Source organism: Pseudomonas costantinii (assembly GCF_001870435.1).
Lineage (GTDB): Bacteria > Pseudomonadota > Gammaproteobacteria > Pseudomonadales > Pseudomonadaceae > Aquipseudomonas > Aquipseudomonas costantinii.
Genome location: NZ_MDDR01000025.1, coordinates 166,792 through 182,933 on the forward strand (window position 1 = coordinate 166,792; position 16,142 = coordinate 182,933).

General features: G+C 60.3%; 15 protein-coding genes and 2 pseudogenes. 10 read left to right on the forward strand and 7 right to left on the reverse strand.

Annotation, left to right across the window (positions count from 1 at the left end):
- The first annotated feature begins 33 nt into the window (after positions 1 to 33).
- Genes BFL40_RS13365 through BFL40_RS13380 form a run of 4 tightly spaced genes read left to right on the forward strand, consistent with a single transcriptional unit; the run spans position 34 to position 4,388 of the window.
- On the forward strand, positions 34 to 1,047 hold the full coding sequence (locus BFL40_RS13365) for an ABC transporter substrate-binding protein (protein WP_071484435.1): 1,014 nt from the start codon (positions 34 to 36) through the stop codon (positions 1,045 to 1,047).
- Entirely contained in the window at positions 1,047 to 1,973 is a 927-nt protein-coding gene (locus BFL40_RS13370; RefSeq protein ID WP_071484436.1) for an aliphatic sulfonate ABC transporter substrate-binding protein, read from the forward strand. Before BFL40_RS13365 ends, BFL40_RS13370 begins: the two co-directional genes overlap by 1 nt.
- A gap of 19 nt (positions 1,974 to 1,992) precedes the next feature.
- Complete coding sequence (locus BFL40_RS13375) at positions 1,993 to 2,997, forward strand: ornithine cyclodeaminase family protein (protein ID WP_071484437.1); 1,005 nt, start codon at positions 1,993 to 1,995, stop codon at positions 2,995 to 2,997.
- Entirely contained in the window at positions 2,994 to 4,388 is a 1,395-nt protein-coding gene (locus tag BFL40_RS13380) for an aromatic amino acid lyase (protein WP_071484438.1), read from the forward strand. Before BFL40_RS13375 ends, BFL40_RS13380 begins: the two co-directional genes overlap by 4 nt.
- Positions 4,389 to 4,466: 78 nt before the next feature.
- Here the strand turns inward: BFL40_RS13380 and gstA are convergent, their stop codons facing one another.
- A complete protein-coding gene (gstA, locus tag BFL40_RS13385; protein WP_071484439.1) occupies positions 4,467 to 5,069 on the reverse strand; it encodes a glutathione transferase GstA in 603 nt (200 codons plus the stop codon).
- A 96-nt stretch (positions 5,070 to 5,165) separates the two neighbouring features.
- Between gstA and BFL40_RS13390 the strand changes: the two genes are divergently transcribed.
- The 4 genes and pseudogenes from BFL40_RS13390 (at position 5,166) to BFL40_RS13400 (ending at position 8,530) form a co-directional block, all read left to right on the forward strand.
- The gene (locus tag BFL40_RS13390; protein ID WP_071484440.1) at positions 5,166 to 6,035 is read left to right on the forward strand and encodes a LysR family transcriptional regulator; all 870 of its coding nucleotides are present in this window, start codon (positions 5,166 to 5,168) and stop codon (positions 6,033 to 6,035) included.
- Between the two features lie 266 nt (positions 6,036 to 6,301).
- Positions 6,302 to 6,979 (forward strand): annotated as a pseudogene (locus tag BFL40_RS34620) (PAS domain-containing protein); the annotation flags it as partial.
- Between the two features lie 117 nt (positions 6,980 to 7,096).
- Positions 7,097 to 7,522, forward strand: a pseudogene (locus tag BFL40_RS34625) (methyl-accepting chemotaxis protein); the annotation flags it as partial.
- A gap of 117 nt (positions 7,523 to 7,639) precedes the next feature.
- On the forward strand, positions 7,640 to 8,530 hold the full coding sequence (locus tag BFL40_RS13400) for an amino acid ABC transporter substrate-binding protein (RefSeq protein ID WP_071484441.1): 891 nt from the start codon (positions 7,640 to 7,642) through the stop codon (positions 8,528 to 8,530).
- Positions 8,531 to 8,584: 54 nt separating this feature from the next.
- Here BFL40_RS13400 and BFL40_RS13405 read toward each other — a convergent pair whose 3' ends face one another.
- The 6 genes from BFL40_RS13405 to gntR form a co-directional block, all read right to left on the reverse strand.
- Positions 8,585 to 9,097: a hypothetical protein gene (locus tag BFL40_RS13405; RefSeq protein ID WP_071484442.1), complete on the reverse strand. Its 513-nt coding sequence runs from the start codon at positions 9,095 to 9,097 to the stop codon at positions 8,585 to 8,587.
- Positions 9,098 to 9,230: 133 nt separating this feature from the next.
- Positions 9,231 to 10,640 carry an MFS transporter gene (locus BFL40_RS13410; RefSeq protein ID WP_071484443.1) on the reverse strand — a complete coding sequence of 470 codons (1,410 nt, stop codon included), beginning with the start codon at positions 10,638 to 10,640 and terminating at the stop codon, positions 9,231 to 9,233.
- 11 nt (positions 10,641 to 10,651) lie between these two features.
- Positions 10,652 to 11,389 (reverse strand): NAD-dependent epimerase/dehydratase family protein, encoded by a 738-nt coding sequence (locus BFL40_RS13415; protein WP_071484444.1) that lies wholly within the window; start codon positions 11,387 to 11,389, stop codon positions 10,652 to 10,654.
- A gap of 15 nt (positions 11,390 to 11,404) precedes the next feature.
- Positions 11,405 to 12,037 (reverse strand): glutathione S-transferase family protein, encoded by a 633-nt coding sequence (locus BFL40_RS13420; RefSeq protein ID WP_071484445.1) that lies wholly within the window; start codon positions 12,035 to 12,037, stop codon positions 11,405 to 11,407.
- A gap of 124 nt (positions 12,038 to 12,161) precedes the next feature.
- On the reverse strand, positions 12,162 to 12,395 hold the full coding sequence (locus BFL40_RS13425) for a DUF6124 family protein (RefSeq protein WP_071484446.1): 234 nt from the start codon (positions 12,393 to 12,395) through the stop codon (positions 12,162 to 12,164).
- Positions 12,396 to 12,843: 448 nt separating this feature from the next.
- Complete coding sequence (gntR, locus tag BFL40_RS13430; protein ID WP_162493885.1) at positions 12,844 to 13,875, reverse strand: HTH-type transcriptional regulator GntR; 1,032 nt, start codon at positions 13,873 to 13,875, stop codon at positions 12,844 to 12,846.
- Positions 13,876 to 14,087: 212 nt separating this feature from the next.
- Here gntR and BFL40_RS13435 point away from each other — a divergent pair, with 212 nt between their 5' ends.
- Positions 14,088 to 14,621, forward strand: a complete 534-nt coding sequence (locus tag BFL40_RS13435) for a gluconokinase (RefSeq protein ID WP_071484448.1) — start codon at positions 14,088 to 14,090, stop codon at positions 14,619 to 14,621.
- 84 nt (positions 14,622 to 14,705) lie between these two features.
- Positions 14,706 to 16,058: a GntP family permease gene (locus BFL40_RS13440; protein WP_071484449.1), complete on the forward strand. Its 1,353-nt coding sequence runs from the start codon at positions 14,706 to 14,708 to the stop codon at positions 16,056 to 16,058.
- Positions 16,059 to 16,142 lie beyond the last annotated feature (84 nt).

Sequence of the window (16,142 nt, forward strand, 5' to 3'; positions counted from 1 at the left end):
TCTGCTTGGAACCGAATCACCAAGAGGCTACACATGAAAACAATTAAAAACCTGCTCGGTGGCTCGCTGCTGGCACTGACCATCCTGGCCCAACCAGCCCCCGCCGCCGAGGCGGTCAAACCGATCCACTTCGGTGACATCACTTGGGAAAGCGGCAGCCTGATCACCGAAGTGCTGCGCCTGATCGTCGAGAAAGGCTACGGCCTGCCCACTGACACCTTGCCCGGCAGCACCGTGAGCCTGGAAGCCGCCCTGGCCAAGGACGACATCCAGGTGATCGGCGAAGAGTGGGCCGGGCGCAGTCCCGCGTGGGTCAAGGCCGAGAGCGAAGGCAAAGTGTTTGGCCTGGGCGACACGGTCAAGGGCGCCACCGAAGGCTGGTGGGTACCCGAATATGTGATCAAGGGCGACGCGACACGCGGCATTAAACCCTTGGCGCCAGACCTGAAATCGGTGGCTGATCTGGCGCGCTACAAGGACGTGTTCCGCGACCCTGAAGACCCCACCAAAGGCCGTTTCCTCAACAGCCCCACTGGCTGGACTTCGGAAATCGTCAACAGTCAGAAACTCAAGGCTTACACACTGACCGACAGCTTCGTCAACTTCCGCACCGGCTCCGGCGCGGCGCTGGATGCTGAAGTGGCGTCGTCGATCCGACGCGGCAAACCGGTGCTGTTCTACTACTGGTCGCCGACCCCGCTGCTGGGCCGCTTCAAGTTGATCAAACTGGAAGAGCCGCCGTTTAACGCAGAAGCCTGGAAAACCTTGTCCGACGCGAAAAACCCTAACCCGCAAGGCACTCGCTCGATGCCTGCGCGCTTGGCAATTGGCGTGTCTGCACCGTTTAAGGCGCAGTACCCGCAACTGGTGAGCTTCTTTGAAAAAGTCGACCTGCCGATCGACCTGCTCAACGGCATCCTCGGTGAAATGAGCGAGAAGCGTCAGCCACCACGCCAAGTGGCTGAAGCGTTCCTCAAAGAGCAGCCGCAGGTTTGGCAGCAGTGGGTGCCGGCGGATGTGGCGGCCAAGGTCAAGGGAGCGCTCTGATGCTGAAATTTATTGCTGGCGCTGTTCTGTCGATGGTCGCAGGCCACGTGCTGGCGGCCGAACCTTCCACCTTGCGCATCGGCTACCAGAAAAGCTCGGTGAGCATGGTGCTGGCCCGTGAGCACAAGCTCTTCGAAGAGGGGCTGCCCGGCACTCAGGTGCAGTGGATCGAATTCCTCGGCGGCCCGCCGCTGATCGAAGCGCTGAATGGCGGCAGCCTGGACATCGGCAATATCGGCGACATCCCGCCGATCTTCGCCCAGGCCGCCGGTATCGACTTGCAGTACATCGCCGTCGAGCCTAACGAAGGCAAAACCGAAGCGGTGTTGGTGCCCAAAAACAGCCCCGTGCAAACCGTGGCTGAACTCAAGGGCAAGCGCGTGGCGCTGCTCAAGGGCTCCAGCGCCCACAACCTGTTCCTCAAAAGCCTGCTGCGCGCCGGCTTGCAGTGGAAGGATGTAGACGTGGTGTACCTGTCGCCGTCCGACGGGCGTGCCGCGTTTGAACAAGGCAAGGTGGACGCCTGGGTGGTGTGGGACCCGTACTACTCGGCCGCCGTGGTCGACGGTTCTGCACGCTTGCTGGGGGATGGCCAAGGCCTCAACCCCGCGGGCAGTTTCTTCGTCGCCAGCAGCCCATTTGCCAAGCAACACCCGCACGCCATTGCCGCGATTATCAAGACCCTGGGCAAGGCACAGCGCCTGTCCCTCGACCAACCCGAGGAAAGCATCGCGCTGATGGCCAAGACCCTGGGGCTGCAACCGGCGGTGGTGAAAAGCTACTTCGAACACCGCTCACCCGCACCGATTCGCCCGCTGGAAGCCATCGACATTGCCAACCAACAACGCACCGCCGACCTGTTTTTCGCCAACGGCCTGATCCCGAAAAAGGTCGATGTGCAGCAGATCGTGTTCAAGGCCCCGTAACCCCATCAGTGAGCAGACCATGCAACCGATCTACATCGACTTTCTCAACGGCCTGGACATCGAAGAACTGGGCTTAAGCAACGACGAAATCCTCACCGCGATTGAAGCCAGCCTGGCTATCCAGGGCCGGGGCGAGGCGGTGATTGAGCCGCGCACCCATCTGATTCCTGGCGGTGAAATCAACGGTCACTTCAACGTGTTGCGCGGTGTGCTCGGCGGCGATATCGGCTACGCCGGGGTCAAGGTCGTGGGGGACTTTGTCGACAACTACCGCAAGGGGTTGCCATCTGAACTGGCCATTCTCAACCTGCTGGACCCGGCCACGGGCATTCCCAAGGCCATCCTCGACGCTTCGGCGATCACCGATATGCGCACCGGCGCGGTCACCGCCATCGGCGCCAAATACCTGGCCCGGCCCGACAGTAAAGTGCTGGCGCACATCGGCGCGCGCGGCACCGCTTACTGGAACGTGCGGCTGCTGGACCACCTGTTCGACTTCGAGGAAATCCGCGTGCACTCGCGCCGCAGCGAAAGCCGCGAAGCCTTCGCCGAACGCCTGCGCCGCGACCTTGGCAAACCGGTGATTGTCACCGACGACTGGGAATCCACCGTGCGCGGCGCCGATATCGTGGTCGAGGCCTCGCGCCTGGATCAGCCCGCGCCGTTGTTGCGCACCGACTGGATCAAGCCCGGCGCCTTTGTGGTGCCCTACGGCACCATGAGCGCGGTGGAATTGTCGCTGACCGACATCATGAGCAAGCTGGTGGTGGACGATTGGGGGCAATGCAAAGGCGGTCTGTTTGGCGCATTGCGCGCCCATGTCGACGCCGGAAAGCTCAGTGCCGAGACCCTGCATGCCGAGCTTGGGCAGATTGTCGCCGGCTTGAAAAGCGGTCGGGAAAACCCGCAAGAAACCATCCTGTTCTGGCACCGAGGCTTGAGCCTCAGTGATATCGCTCTGGGCCATGCGCTGCTGGAGAAAGCCAAGCGCTCAGGTGTTGGGCAGCGGTTGCGTTGGGCATGATTCATTTCGATCCCCAAGGCCTGACACTCGCGGATTTGCTGGCGATTGCCCGCCAGGAAGCACCGACGGACTTCACCGCGCAGGCCCGCCAACGCATCGATGAAGGCCACCAGTTGCTGGTGAAGCTCGCGGCTGAAGGCACGCCGATTTATGGCGTCACCACCGGCCTCGGGGCGGCGGTGGATACGCCGGTGGTGCCAGTGCAGGCGAGCATTCCGTTGGGGCGTGCAGTGGGCGTTGGGCGTTTGGCGAATCGACAGGAGCTGCGCGCGATCACGGCTGCACGCTTGGCGGGGTTGGCCCAGGGCCGTTCGGGCATTTCGCCGAGAGCGGCGGATGCGTTGTTGGCGTTGCTCAACGCAGGCACAGAACCGCCAGTGCCGCTGCTCGGCTCATTGGGTGAGAGTGACCTGGCACCGTTGGCACACCTGAGTTTGGCGTTGTCCGTACCATTAAGCGGCAAAGATGGCCTGGCGCTGGTGTCGGCGAATTCGGCGAGTGTCGGTCTCGGCGCGTTGCTGGTGGCCGAGGCGCAGCAGGTGTTGGACGCTTTGTTGGCGGCGCTGGCGTTATCGTGCGAAGGCTATCGAGCCAATCTCAGTCCCTTTCAGCCGTGGGCTTCACGCTTGCGGCCGGCGCCTGGGCAAACCAAACAATCGGCGGCGCTGTTGCAACTGCTTGAGGGCGGTGAATTGGCGGACGGCCCACGCCGCTTGCAGGACCCGTTGAGCTTCCGCTGTGCCACGGTAGTTCAGGGCGCAGCGCAACAGGCGTTGCAACAGCTGCATGAATTGGTCGAGTTGGAGTTGCGCAGTGGTGCGGATAACCCGGCGTTGATCAGCGAAGAATCATTGGTATTGGCCACGGCCAATTTCGACAGCACGCATCTGGCGCTGGCCGCCGAAGGGTTGGGCTTGGCACTCAATCGAGTTGCCGCGTGCAGTGCGGAGAGAATTGCCAAGTTGCTATCGCCAGCCTCCAGCGATTTGCCGCGCTTTCTGATCACCCAACCGGGTCATGTCGGGATGGCTGCCTTACAGCGCACGAGCTCGGCGTTGGTCGCGGAAATCGGCCATTTGGCCAACCCGTTGCCGGCAGTGAGCGTGCCGGTGGCAGATCGTGTGGAAGACTACGCCGGACAGGCTCTGGCGGTGGTCGACAAGACCCGTCGTTTGGCCGAGCGGGTGTTGTGGCTGGTCAGCATTGAACTGATCGTCGCCGCGCAAGCGGTGGATCTGCGCGGTGCGCTGCGATTGGGGCAGGGCGTTCGGCAGGTTCATAACTTCGTGCGCAGCCAGGTCGCCTATCTGGACCAGGATCGCTCAGGCTCGGTGGATGTGTTGGCGCTGAGCGCTTTCATCACCGATGGCCACCTGAAACCCATTCTTTAAGTCGATCAAGATCAAATGTGGGAGCGAGCAAGTCGAGTCGTCGCACCGCCCCTCCCACATGTTTAACTGCATTTCAGGTCATGGGTTCTCGGCAGCCAGTGCGGCTAGTACAGCAGGCCGCCCACCCACCCGCTGCTGAAACGCATCCAACGCAGGCCACTCACGCAGATCGATATCGTGAAACGCCGCCCAGCGCAGCACCACAAACAGATACGCATCCGCCACCGAGTACTGCGAACCCAGCAAATAATCCTGGCGCTCCAACGTCTGCACCAGAATCGCGAAGCGCTTGAACAACGTAGCCTTGAACATTTCCCGCACATCGCCCTGGATCGCGCCGTTGAAGAAGACCGCCAGGCCACCATGAATCTCGCTGGCGATAAAGTTCAGCGATTCCTGCAAGCGCACGCGCTCCCAACTACCATTAGCCGGGGCCAGGTGAGCATCCGGTTTCAGGTCGGCCAGGTATTGCAGGATCGCGCTGGCCTCGGTCAGCACTTCACCATTGTCCAACTGCAACGCCGCCACGTAGCCCTTAGGGTTTATTTGCAGGAAGTCTTCGCCGTTGGCGGTGGTTTTGGCCTGGTTATTCACCAGCACCAAGTCGAACGGCAGCGCCAATTCCCGCAGTACGATATGCGGGGCGAGGGAACAGGCGTTTGGGAAGAAATACAGTTTCATCGGGGGCAGCTCCGTGGGATTTGCGCCAGTCTCGCGGGCATGGCACCTTGCGTAAAATTAAACGTTCAGACCCCTGCCATAAGGACAGCTACTGCCATGATGAACCTGATGCATTGGCGCTTGCTGGTGGCCGTGGCCGATCACGGCAGCATTACCGCCGCCGCCGAGCGTGTAGGCATGACTCAATCCGCCGCTAGCCAGGCCATGGCCGGTATGGAAGCGACGCTGGGTGCGCAACTGTTTACCCGTGAGCCACGCAAGACGTTGCCCACTGCCCTGGGGCTGAGTGTGGTTGAACAGGCGCGGGTGATGCTCGGCGCCTTACAGGCGATTCGCAGCACCGTGGACGAAGCCAAGCCCATGCTGCGTGGGAGTCTGCGCATTGCCAGTTTCCCCGTGGTGCTGGCGACGTTTCTGACGCCGCTGTTACAGCGTTTCGCGCAGCTTTATCCCGGCATCGAGGTCACCACCCTGGATGTCACGGACAACGAAGTGCTCACCCTGCTCGACGCCGACCTGATCGACCTGGGCGTGGTGCTCAACCCTAAGCCCGAGCGCAATGCCACGGTATTGGGGCGGGACTTCTGGGTGGCGGTGCTGCCGGTGGACCATCCGTTGGCGCAGCGCCGGGCCGATGCCAGCGTGTCGTTTGAGGAATTACTTGAGCAACCCTTTGTGCTCGCCACTGGCGGCTGCACCGCCAACGCCCGCAGCCTAGGGGCTGCAGCGGGACTGACCCTGCGTGATATTCGCGTGGAGGTGCGTGAATGGAACAGCGCCTTTAGCCTGGTGCGCGAAGGCGTCGGTGTCACGCTGGTGCCGGAAATGGCCCTGCCGGCCCAGCGTAATGGCCTGCGCGTGATGCCGCTGAGCGTGCCACTGCACCGTGAGTTTGCCTTGGTCGGCTCGCCAACCCGTCTCCCTTCAGCCGCCGCCTGTGCATTGTTAAAAATGCTGGCTGATTAGTGGCCTTGCATAGCGCCAAGCCCTGTCTATGCTCACCCAGAACCGTTGATGACGTTTGACATATGAAGCGTTTCGGATGGTTATTTCCCCAAGAAGGTTTGCCAGCAATATCCAACAAATGAATGGAATGCGCCTTCGAGGCGCCGGGAATCAAGGGTGATCTGACCATGTTTAACCGCCAGCACAAATCCGACCTGCAAGAAATCGAACGTTTCTCCTGTGCACTCACTGAGGCCAACGCCAAACTTGCTGCGATTAACCGTTCAATGGCGATGATCGAGTTCGACCGCACGGGCGTGATCCTCGATGCCAACGACAATTTCTGCAAAACCATGGGCTACAGCGTCGAGGAGATTCGCGGCAAACATCACCGGGTCTTTTGCGAAGAGGCCTACACCCACACCGACGCCTACGCCAAGTTGTGGCGTGACCTGGCGCGCGGCGAAGCCATCAGCGGCACCTTTATGCGCTTGAACAAGCGCGGTCAGGAAGTATGGCTTGAGGCCAGCTACATGCCGGTGTTGGACAGCCAAAACCAGGTGCGGAGCGTGATTAAAGTGGCGTCGGACATTACCGCGCGGGTCCACCATGAGCACGAGAACCAGAGCCTGATCGATGCCATCGGCCGCTCCATGGCAGTGATCGAATTCAACCCTCAGGGCCAGATCCTCAATGCCAACGAAAACTTCCTGCGTACCGTGCAGTACTCGAAGGAAGAAATCATTGGCCAGCACCACAGCATGTTCTGCCATCGCAGCGAAGTGGAGTCACCGGCGTACAAGGCGTTCTGGGCCTCGCTGAACCGCGGCGAATATCACTCACACCGCTTTGAGCGCAAAAACAAATACGGCAAAACCCTGTTTTTGGAGGCTTCCTATAACCCAATCTTCGACACCAATGGGCGTCTGTACAAAGTGGTGAAGTTCGCCAGCGACATCACCGACCAGGTCACCACCCTGCGTACCGCCGCCGACTCGGCCCACGCTACCTCGGTACAAAACGACGCTTGCGCGCGCAAAGGCTCGGAGGTAGTGCAGCAAACGGTGCAGATCATCGAAGAGATTTCCCACGACCTGAACCAGGCAGCAGTGAGTATCGACGCGGTGAGCAAGCAGTCGGACATCATTGGCGCCATCGTGCAGACCATCCGCAGCATCGCCGAACAAACCAACATGCTGGCGCTCAACGCGGCGATTGAAGCGGCGCGGGCAGGTGAGCACGGGCGCGGGTTTGCGGTGGTGGCAGATGAAGTGCGCAGCCTTGCGGCGCGGACCAGCCAGGCGACGGTGGAGATTGTCGATGTGGTGCGCAAGAACCACGACTTGTCAGTGAGCGCGGTCTCGAGCATGCAGTCGAGCTTGAGCCGCACGGGGCTGGGGGTGGAGCTGGCGAATGAGGCGGGGCAGGTGATCCTGGAGATTCAGGAAGGGTCACGGCATGTGGTGGATGCGATCAGTCAGTTCAATTCGACGTTGCAATTGCAGTAGGCGTCTTGTCGCTCGCTGTCGGTACAGGGTCGGCAGCGAGCTTTGCGATTAACCCTACAGATCGGTTCCAAGGGGGGGCGTATAAAACTCAGGTTTATTCACTGAGTAGGACTAACTATGAAGTTGCAAGGTGCCTTATTCCTGTCGCTGTGCATGCTGTCAGCCGGCGTGATTGCGAACGATGCCGTTCTGGAAAAAATCCGCGAAAACAAACAAATGGTGATTGGTTATCCGGCTGAGGCCTTGCCGTTCTCTTATCAAACCGGCGACGGTGAACCGGTCGGCTACTCCATCGATCTGTGTCGGCGTATCGCCAGTGATGTGAAGAAAAACCTCAAGCTTGATGAGCTGGCCTTGAGCTTCAAACCCTTGAGTTTCAAAGACCGTATCAGTGCGGTCAGCAGCGGGGCGGTAGATCTGGAATGTGGTTCCACCACCAATACGCTGGAGCGTCAGAAGCAGGTCGACTTCAGTATTTCCACCTTCGCAGCCTCGATCAAAGTGGTCTCCAGGGTCGGCGAGAAGCTGGACACCTTGAAGGCTCTCAACGGCCGCTCCGTAGTGATCGTCGACGGCACCACGGTGGGCGAGGTGGTTGAGCAGCTTGAAAAGCGCAAAGGTTGGAGCTTTAAAAAGGTGCATGCCAAGAGCCTGACCGAAGGCTTCAAGTTGCTGGTGGAGAACCAAGCCGACAGCCTGGTGTTTGATGAAGTGGTGGTGGCGCCGTTAATGGCGAGCGCCGCCGAGCCTGCGCGTTATCAGTTTTTACCGGATGTGCTGGTGGTGGAGCACCTGGGGTTGATCATGCCGAAGAATAACCCTGCGTTGAAACGGACGGTGGACGCGACCCTGATGGGCTTGATGGTATCGGGGGAAGCCAAAACACTCTATGCGAAATGGTTTGATGCGCCGATTGTGACCAAGATGCTTAATTTGAACGTGCCGTTTTCGGCCCAGATGGAGCAGATGTTCAGCGCCCCGACGGATCAGCCGGGTAAGGCGTTGTAAGGTTATTTGCCCAAGGAGGGGCGCAGCCCTGCCCCCTCCTCAAAGGCTGCGTAGTCAGATCGCGGCCAAGGTCTCTTTCACGGTCTGCGCCTGCGGGTCAGCAGTCTTCGCCGCTACCTGCTGATCTTGCTGCTGCTTCAGGCGCTCAGCCACTTCCTTGGAAATAGCGTCCTGCTTTTCCTGCGGCAGGCTCTGCACATCCGCCTCAGTCAAACCCTGCTCCTTGAGCAACTGCTCACGAATGCGTTCGGCCGGGGATTTGCTCATGTAGTCAGTGAAGTCGGCACGTGCGGTGCTGGTGCTCGAACCCACTGCCGGTGTATCAGTGGTCGCCGTGGTTGCCGCCGTGGTGGCTTGCAACTGCACACGGGTCTTGGCGAAGGCTTCGTCGATGCGATCGTTGGCCTTGTCCAGGTTTGTCTGCGCCGTCGGCACCGTGACGCTTTGCTGGGCCATTTGCGCGGCGCCGCTGTAGAGCGCGCTGGCGGCGGCGTTGGCCGGGTCCATGTCGGCGCGCTTGAGCTGTTGGATCGTCGCCTGGGCTTGGGGATTGTTGTTAACCAGCATGATCGGTCACCTGCGGATATGTTCGGTGCGTCAGGTGGAGCAAATAGCATGCCGGGTGCGCCACCCCCGGTTTTATTGGGGATGGCACGGCCGTCGCGGCAAACATTGTCCCGTAGGCGGCCAGCCGTTGCCGTCAGTGGGCGATATTCTCCAGCGCCAGGTTGCGCGTGCGCGGGCCGAACCAGCTAATGGTGATCATCACAATCAACATGCTGCTGGCGATAAATGCCAACACGCCCGGTGTGCCCAGGTGTTCGAGGATAAAACCGATCAACAGGCTGCTGAACACCGTGGACAAGCGGCTGAACGAATAGCAGAAGCCCACCGCCCGTGCGCGGATATTGGTGGGGAACAGTTCGCTTTGGTATGAGTGATAACTGAAGCTCAGCCAGGCATTGCAGAAGGTGATCATCACCCCGCAAATCACCAGCCCTACCGCTGTAGTTTGCAGGGCAAACAGGCTGCCGAAGATCATCGCGCCCATGGCCGAGCCGACGATCTGCCATTTGTTTTCAAAACGGTTGGCCACCTTCACAAACAGCAGCGGGCCCAGCGGGTAGGCAAGGGTGATGATAAAGGCGTACATCAAACTGTGTGTCACGCTGACGCCTTGGCCCGACAGCAGCGCCGGCAACCAATTGCCGAAACCGAAAAAGCCGATGGCCTGGAACACATGGAACACGATCAGCATCAGCGCGCGGCGGCGGTACGGCGGTTGCCAGATATCGGCAAAGCGGCCCGCGCCTTGAACGCTGATCGCTTCGGGTTCTGGTTCATCCAGCGGTTTGCCGTGATCTTTTTGGCAACGCGCTTCCAGGTTGTCCATGATCTTTCCCGCCTCATCGAAGCGGCCTTTCTGCGCCAGCCAGCGCGGCGACTCCGGCAGGCGCTTACGCAGTTGCCAGATAAACAGTGCAAACACTGCACTCGAGAGCACCACCCAGCGCCAACCGGAGATCCCGAACGGCGCCTGGGGCACCAGCCACCACGACATCAAGGCCACCGCCGGTACCGACAGAAACTGGATGAAAAACGCAAAGGCAAACGCGGAGCTGCGCATGCGCTTGGGCACCAGTTCCGAGAGGTAGGCGTCGATGGTCACCAACTCGATCCCCAAGCCAATGCCCACCAGGAAGCGCATGCAGATAATCCCCAGTGCGGAGGTCTGGATGCCCATCAACACCGTGGCGACGGTGTACCAGATCAACGCGAAGGTGAAGATCGCCCGGCGCCCGTAGCGGTCGGCAATAGGACTGAGCAGGCTGGCGCCGAGGAACAGGCCCAGGAAGGTCGCCGAGGCGAACGCCGCCTGGTCCGAGAAGCCAAACACGCCCTCGCTGCCGGTGTGGAAAATCCCGTCGCTGATCAAGCCGGGGCTGATATAGGCAGTCTGGAACAGGTCATACAGCTCGAAAAAACCGCCGATCGACAGCAACGCTACAAGGCGCCAGACGGTGGCGACGGCAGGCAGGCGGTCGATGCGCGCGCTGATGTGGGTGGCACGGACTGGGTCGATGCCGTCGGCGGTGGAAAGTGCGGACATGGTGAGCGGGCTCAGTAAGTAATCGGGATTTCAAATGCCTGGAAGGCATCATCCACGGGTTGGTAGCCCAATACACGCGTGGTTTCGCTCAAGTCCAAGCGCTTAAAGCGGTTATTGGAAATGCCGTGGGCGATCAGGTGTTTCACGCCCTCGGCCTCCACCGAGCGTTGCAGCAATTGCACCGCGTCACGCGGGCTGAGCCAGGCGCTGAGGTCGCGGGCGTTGTTCAGGTCGTGGGTTTCGGGGAACTCAAAGGCGCCGATGCGCAGGGCAATCGTCGACAGCGGCGTTTTGGCTGCGTAATAGCCGCACAACGCCTCGCCGTAGCATTTGCTCACGCCATACAGATTGGCAGGTAAGACCGGCATGCCGGGAGTGATTTGTCGGTCTACCGAGTAGCCTTCGATGGTTTGCGCGCTGCTGGCGAATACCAGGCGTTGCACGCCCGCGGCCACGGCGGCTTCAAACAGGTAGGTGGTGGCGAGGATGTTGTTGGGCAGCAATTCGTCGAACGACGCGCTGGCGTGGGGGATGCCTGAGAGGTGCACGATCACGTCGATGCCTTCGAGCAGGGCGGCCAGGCTGGTTTTATCGCTGAGGTCGGCGTTGATGAAACGGTGCTCGTCGAGGGCGAAGTCCGGTGCGACGCGGTCGGTGAGGGTGAAGCGGTAGCGCTCCTTCGAGGCTTCGAAAAACGTCTTGCCGATTCTGCCGCAGGCGCCGGTGAGCAGTACGTTGAGTCCTTTCACGGTGAAGTCCTTGTTTTAGTTATGGCCGTCGAGGGCGAAGGTCTGGAAGCCCGGGCGCCCGCTGAGGCGTTGGTAATACGCCTCGACAGCCGGGTAGGGCGGATGCTCCAAAGGCGCATTGCGCCAGCGGTGCACGGAGAGGCCGACGAGGATGTCGGCCAGGGTGAACTCACTGCCGGCCACGTAGGCGCCGGTCTTGATCAACTGTTGTTCGAGCAGGCCCATCTTGTCATTCCAGGCTTGCACACCGGCCTTGAGACGTTGCGGGTCTTGATAGTCAGGGTTTTTGCGCACTAGGGCGTGAAAGGCGTAGCCCCAGGACGGGTTGAGTTCGGTGGCTTGCCAGTCCATCCACTGTTCCACCCTGGCCCGTGGTGCGGGTTCGGCGGGTAAAAGGTCGTGGCGTTGGTAAAGGCCGACGAGGTAGCGGCAGATGGTGTTGGATTCCCATAGCACGCCGTGGTCGTCGATCAGCACCGGTACCTGGGCGTTGGGGTTCAGGGCCAGGAATTCGGGGGACTGGGTGGGGGTGTAGCCGATGCCCCAGTCCTCGCGGGTGTATTCGATGCCCAGTTCCTGGCAGGTCCACAGGACTTTTCGCACGTTGATGGAGGAGGTGCGACCCAAGATTTTCAGAGAGTGTCCCATGGTGCTTTCCTGGCGGGGGAGAGCGGTCAATCTAACAGGGGCCGGGAGCCACGGCGATGCTTCCAAGTGTGCACAATAAAAAAAGTGGGCTTGCCCGCTCCCGCATTTCTAACCGAGTAGGGCTTTAAACTCGCGGTGTGTGTTGATCCATCGCCTGGCCGACCAGCAATACGCTCAGTTCGCTGAGTTGATGAATCGCCAAGGCAACATCACGCTGTTTACCCGTAAGGTCATCTGAGAGGTCGAGCAACAAGGTGCTGACGGAACACACGGTTTCGTAGCTGTTGATCAGCAAGGTTTCGGTGGGGGTATCGGGGATGACGGTGAAGAGCGTATTCGGGGGATTGACGCTTTGCATGGTTGAAATACCTGACTTGTGCCAACACCCGCATCGCTACTAAACGAATGGGGTGGCAGCTGTACGCAGGTTAGTAGACCGGTAATCCCACACAAACCCGGCGCGCTCGAAGGCGCCCTACGCACAGCCGCCATGATTGGCTTATGCATATTGTGTGGGGACGTTCAGGCTACTAAACCCGATCACCGAGAAATTCAGCGACCGGCCAACCTTAGTTGCCCCCCACCCAAGCGCACAAGCCGGCGGATTCTGACGTAAGCGTAGGCAACCGGGCAAGGCGCTTACCGCAATGTCAGTCGCGTCCTACGGGCGTCCTACACCACTCTGATCGTTCCCACGCTCCTGCGTGGGAATGCTGCCTGGGGCGCTCTGCGTCCCGCCATTCACCGAGGTTGTGACGCGGAGCGTCACGAGATGCATTCCCACGCAGAGCGTGGGAACGAGCGAGTCAGGTACTTTCGCGGACCTGCAACTCAAACCCCATATCCACCACCGGCTTGGCGATTTTGTTGCCCGCCATGATCGTCAACAAATGCTCCGCCGAGCGCCGACCAATGGCTTCACGCGGTGTGCTGATGCTGCTCAAGCGCGGCACCATAAAGGACGACGCAGGCAAGTCGTTGAACCCCAGTACCGCCACGCGTTCCGGCACTTTGATGCCATGGCGCATGGCTTCCAGCAGCGCGCCTTGGGCCAAGTCGTCGTTGCCAAAGAAGATCGCATCCACATCGGGATGGCTGGCCAGCAACTGCAAAAACAGCTCGCCGCCCAGGCCGACCGAGGACGGGCGTGGTGTCAGCAGTTCCAGCGCCGGGTCGTACATTCCGGCCTGTTGCAGGGCGCGGCGAAAACCCTCACCGCGCAGCAACGTGCGCTGATCCAACTGCGCGCCGATGTAGGCCAGGCGCTTACGTCCACGGGACAGCAAATGCGCCGCCGCCGTTTCACCGGCGTTCAATTGTGAGAAACCCACGCAGTTCACGCCGGCGTTGGGGTCCAGGTCCATCATGTACACGCAGGGCACATTGCTGGCCTCGACCATCCGTCGGGCGCTTTCGGTGCGGTCAAACCCGGTCAGCAGCAAACCCCGTGGCTGGTAGGCCATGTAGTTGCGCAGCAGGTTTTCTTCTTCATCGCGCGAATAGTGGGAGTTGCCGATCAACACCTCAAAGCCCTTTGGCCGCAGCACTTGGTGGATGGCTTCCAGGGTTTCGATAAACAGCAGGTTGGACAGCGACGGCACGATGACCACCACCGAATGGCTTTGCGCCGACGCCAGGGCGCGGGCGGCAGGGTTGACCACATAGTTGAGTTCAGCGGCGGCCTGTTGCACTTTTTCCACCAGTTCGGTGGCCACAGTACTGACGCCACGCAAGGCGCGGGAGGCGGTAATCGGGCTGACACCGGCCAGGCGGGCAACTTCGTTCAGGGTAGGGCGGCCCGTCGTGCGGGTATTTTTATCGTTCTTAGAGGTCATCAGGCGGCTTGCCAAACAAAAATCGAGGCACTAAGGTAGCGCTGTCTCCAAAAGGCTGCAAATTCTTGAACATTGGGTTGCCTGATCCGGTTCAAATGATTGGAGAGGATGCACGCGTCACTCCATAAAAACGACAAGACGGCGCGGGAAAAGCCTGTTTTTGCACTAGCCTTACAGCGTGCAAAGGTAGCGCTATCTGCGTCCTGAGGTGTTTCATGAGTCAACCTGTTACCGCCCTGGTCATCATGGGTGTTTCCGGCTGTGGCAAGTCCAGTGTCAGCGAGGCCCTGTGCCGCCTGAACGGCGCCACCGCCATTGAAGGCGACAGCTTTCACCCCGCCGCCAACATCGAAAAAATGAGTGCCGGCCACCCCCTCAACGACGACGACCGTGCCGGTTGGCTCGACATCCTTTGCGATGAACTGCGCCGTGCGCTCAAGGCCGGCGAGCATCCTGTGCTCACCTGTTCAGCCCTGAAAAAGAAATACCGCGACCACCTGCGCGAAGCCGCGCCGGGCCTGGGGTTTGTGTTTCTGGAACTGACTCGTGAAGTGGCCGCTGACCGCGTGTCCCATCGCCCCGGCCATTTCATGCCGGCAAGCCTGATCGACAGCCAGTTCGCCACCCTTGAATCGCCCGTGGGCGAAACGCTGACCCTGGCGCTCAACGCCAGCGAAGACAGCGTCGAGGCGTTGGCCGAGCAAACCAATGCCTGGTGGCTGCAACACGGCTTTGAACCTTCCAAGTGATTTTTTGCCGGAAAAGATAGCGCTATCTACGGCAGGAAATTTAACACCCGCTTTAATAACAACAACAAACAGGAGAGACCCCCCATGTTTGGCATGTCCCACGAGTCCTACCTGCTGCTAGATGCAGTGGTCACTATCATCGGGCTGATCTTTTTGATCACCAAGTTCAAGGTTCACCCGTTCATTGCACTGATCATCGCGGCCGGCTTTCTAGGCCTGACCTCGGGCATGCCCGTGGACAAGATCATCAAGGCGTTCCAGGACGGCTTCGGCGGGGTGCTCGGCTTTGTCGGCATCATCCTTGCGCTGGGCACGATGCTCGGCAAGATGATGGCCGAATCCGGCGGCGCCGATCAGATCGCCCAGACCCTGATCCGTGCCTTTGGCAAGGAAAAGGTCCAGTGGGCCATGATGTTCGCCGCATTCCTGGTGGGTATCCCGCTGTTTTTCGAGATCGGCTTTGTGCTGCTGATTCCGCTGGTGTTCATCGTCGCGCGCCGCACCGGCGTGTCGCTGATCAAGATCGGCATCCCGCTGCTCGCCGGCCTGTCGGCGGTGCACGGTTTGGTGCCACCGCACCCGGGCCCGTTGCTGGCCATCGGCGTGTTTGGCGCGGACATCGGCAAGACCATTCTGTACGGCCTGATTGTCGCATTGCCGACTGCCATCATTGCCGGTCCGATCTTCGGTACGTTTATCGCCAAGTACATCCCGGGCAACCCGTCCCAGGAACTGGTGGATCAACTGGCCCGTGAACCTGAGTCGAAAGACCTGCCGAGCTTCAGCATTACCCTGATCACCGTGCTGCTGCCGGTGTTCCTGATGCTGCTCAAAACCTTCGCTGACGTCGCGCTGCCGGACGGTCACGCCATTCGTAACTGGATGGACATGATCGGTCACCCGATCACCGCGTTGCTGCTGGCCTTGCTGCTGTCGCTGTACACCTTTGGTCATCGCCAAGGCATTCATTCCAAGCAAATCCTCAAACTGCTCGACGCCAGCCTTGCGCCGACCGCCGCGATCATCCTGATCATCGGCGCCGGTGGTGGCTTCAAACAGATGCTGGTGACCAGCGGCGTGGGTGACGTGATCGGCCATATGGCGGTGAACGCGCAGATCAACCCGATCCTGCTGGCGTGGCTGGTGGCGGCGGTGATTCGTGTGGCAACCGGCTCGGCCACTGTGGCGACCATCACTGGCGCGGGCATCGTGGTGCCGGTGGTGGGGATGATTCCGGGGGTTAACCGTGAGCTGCTGGTGTTGGCGACGGGGGCGGGTTCGTTGGTGTTGTCTCACGTCAACGATGCGGGGTTCTGGCTGGTGAAGCAGTACTTCAACATGACTGTGGCTGAGACGTTCAAGACCTGGACGGCGATGGAGACCATTCTGTCGGTTGTGGCGCTGATCTTTATCATGTTGCTGTCGTTGGTGGTGTAACCCCTGACTAATCGTTCCCACGCTCTGCGTGGGAATGCCTCTTGTGACGCTCCGCGTCACGCTTTGGGACGCGGAGCGTCCTCG

Bases quoted from the DNA above. Each gene is read 5' to 3' on its own strand.
- BFL40_RS13365 (WP_071484435.1), top strand. From the start codon at position 34: ATGAAAACAATTAAAAACCTGCTCGGTGGCTCGCTGCTGGCACTGACC.
- BFL40_RS13400 (WP_071484441.1), top strand. From the start codon at position 7,640: ATGAAGTTGCAAGGTGCCTTATTCCTGTCGCTGTGCATGCTGTCAGCC.
- BFL40_RS13405 (WP_071484442.1), bottom strand. From the start codon at position 9,097: ATGCTGGTTAACAACAATCCCCAAGCCCAGGCGACGATCCAACAGCTC.
- BFL40_RS13370 (WP_071484436.1), top strand. From the start codon at position 1,047: ATGCTGAAATTTATTGCTGGCGCTGTTCTGTCGATGGTCGCAGGCCAC.
- BFL40_RS13375 (WP_071484437.1), top strand. From the start codon at position 1,993: ATGCAACCGATCTACATCGACTTTCTCAACGGCCTGGACATCGAAGAA.
- BFL40_RS13380 (WP_071484438.1), top strand. From the start codon at position 2,994: ATGATTCATTTCGATCCCCAAGGCCTGACACTCGCGGATTTGCTGGCG.
- BFL40_RS13390 (WP_071484440.1), top strand. From the start codon at position 5,166: ATGATGAACCTGATGCATTGGCGCTTGCTGGTGGCCGTGGCCGATCAC.
- BFL40_RS13435 (WP_071484448.1), top strand. From the start codon at position 14,088: ATGAGTCAACCTGTTACCGCCCTGGTCATCATGGGTGTTTCCGGCTGT.
- BFL40_RS13410 (WP_071484443.1), bottom strand. From the start codon at position 10,640: ATGTCCGCACTTTCCACCGCCGACGGCATCGACCCAGTCCGTGCCACC.
- BFL40_RS13420 (WP_071484445.1), bottom strand. From the start codon at position 12,037: ATGGGACACTCTCTGAAAATCTTGGGTCGCACCTCCTCCATCAACGTG.
- BFL40_RS13440 (WP_071484449.1), top strand. From the start codon at position 14,706: ATGTTTGGCATGTCCCACGAGTCCTACCTGCTGCTAGATGCAGTGGTC.
- gstA (WP_071484439.1), bottom strand. From the start codon at position 5,069: ATGAAACTGTATTTCTTCCCAAACGCCTGTTCCCTCGCCCCGCATATC.
- BFL40_RS13425 (WP_071484446.1), bottom strand. From the start codon at position 12,395: ATGCAAAGCGTCAATCCCCCGAATACGCTCTTCACCGTCATCCCCGAT.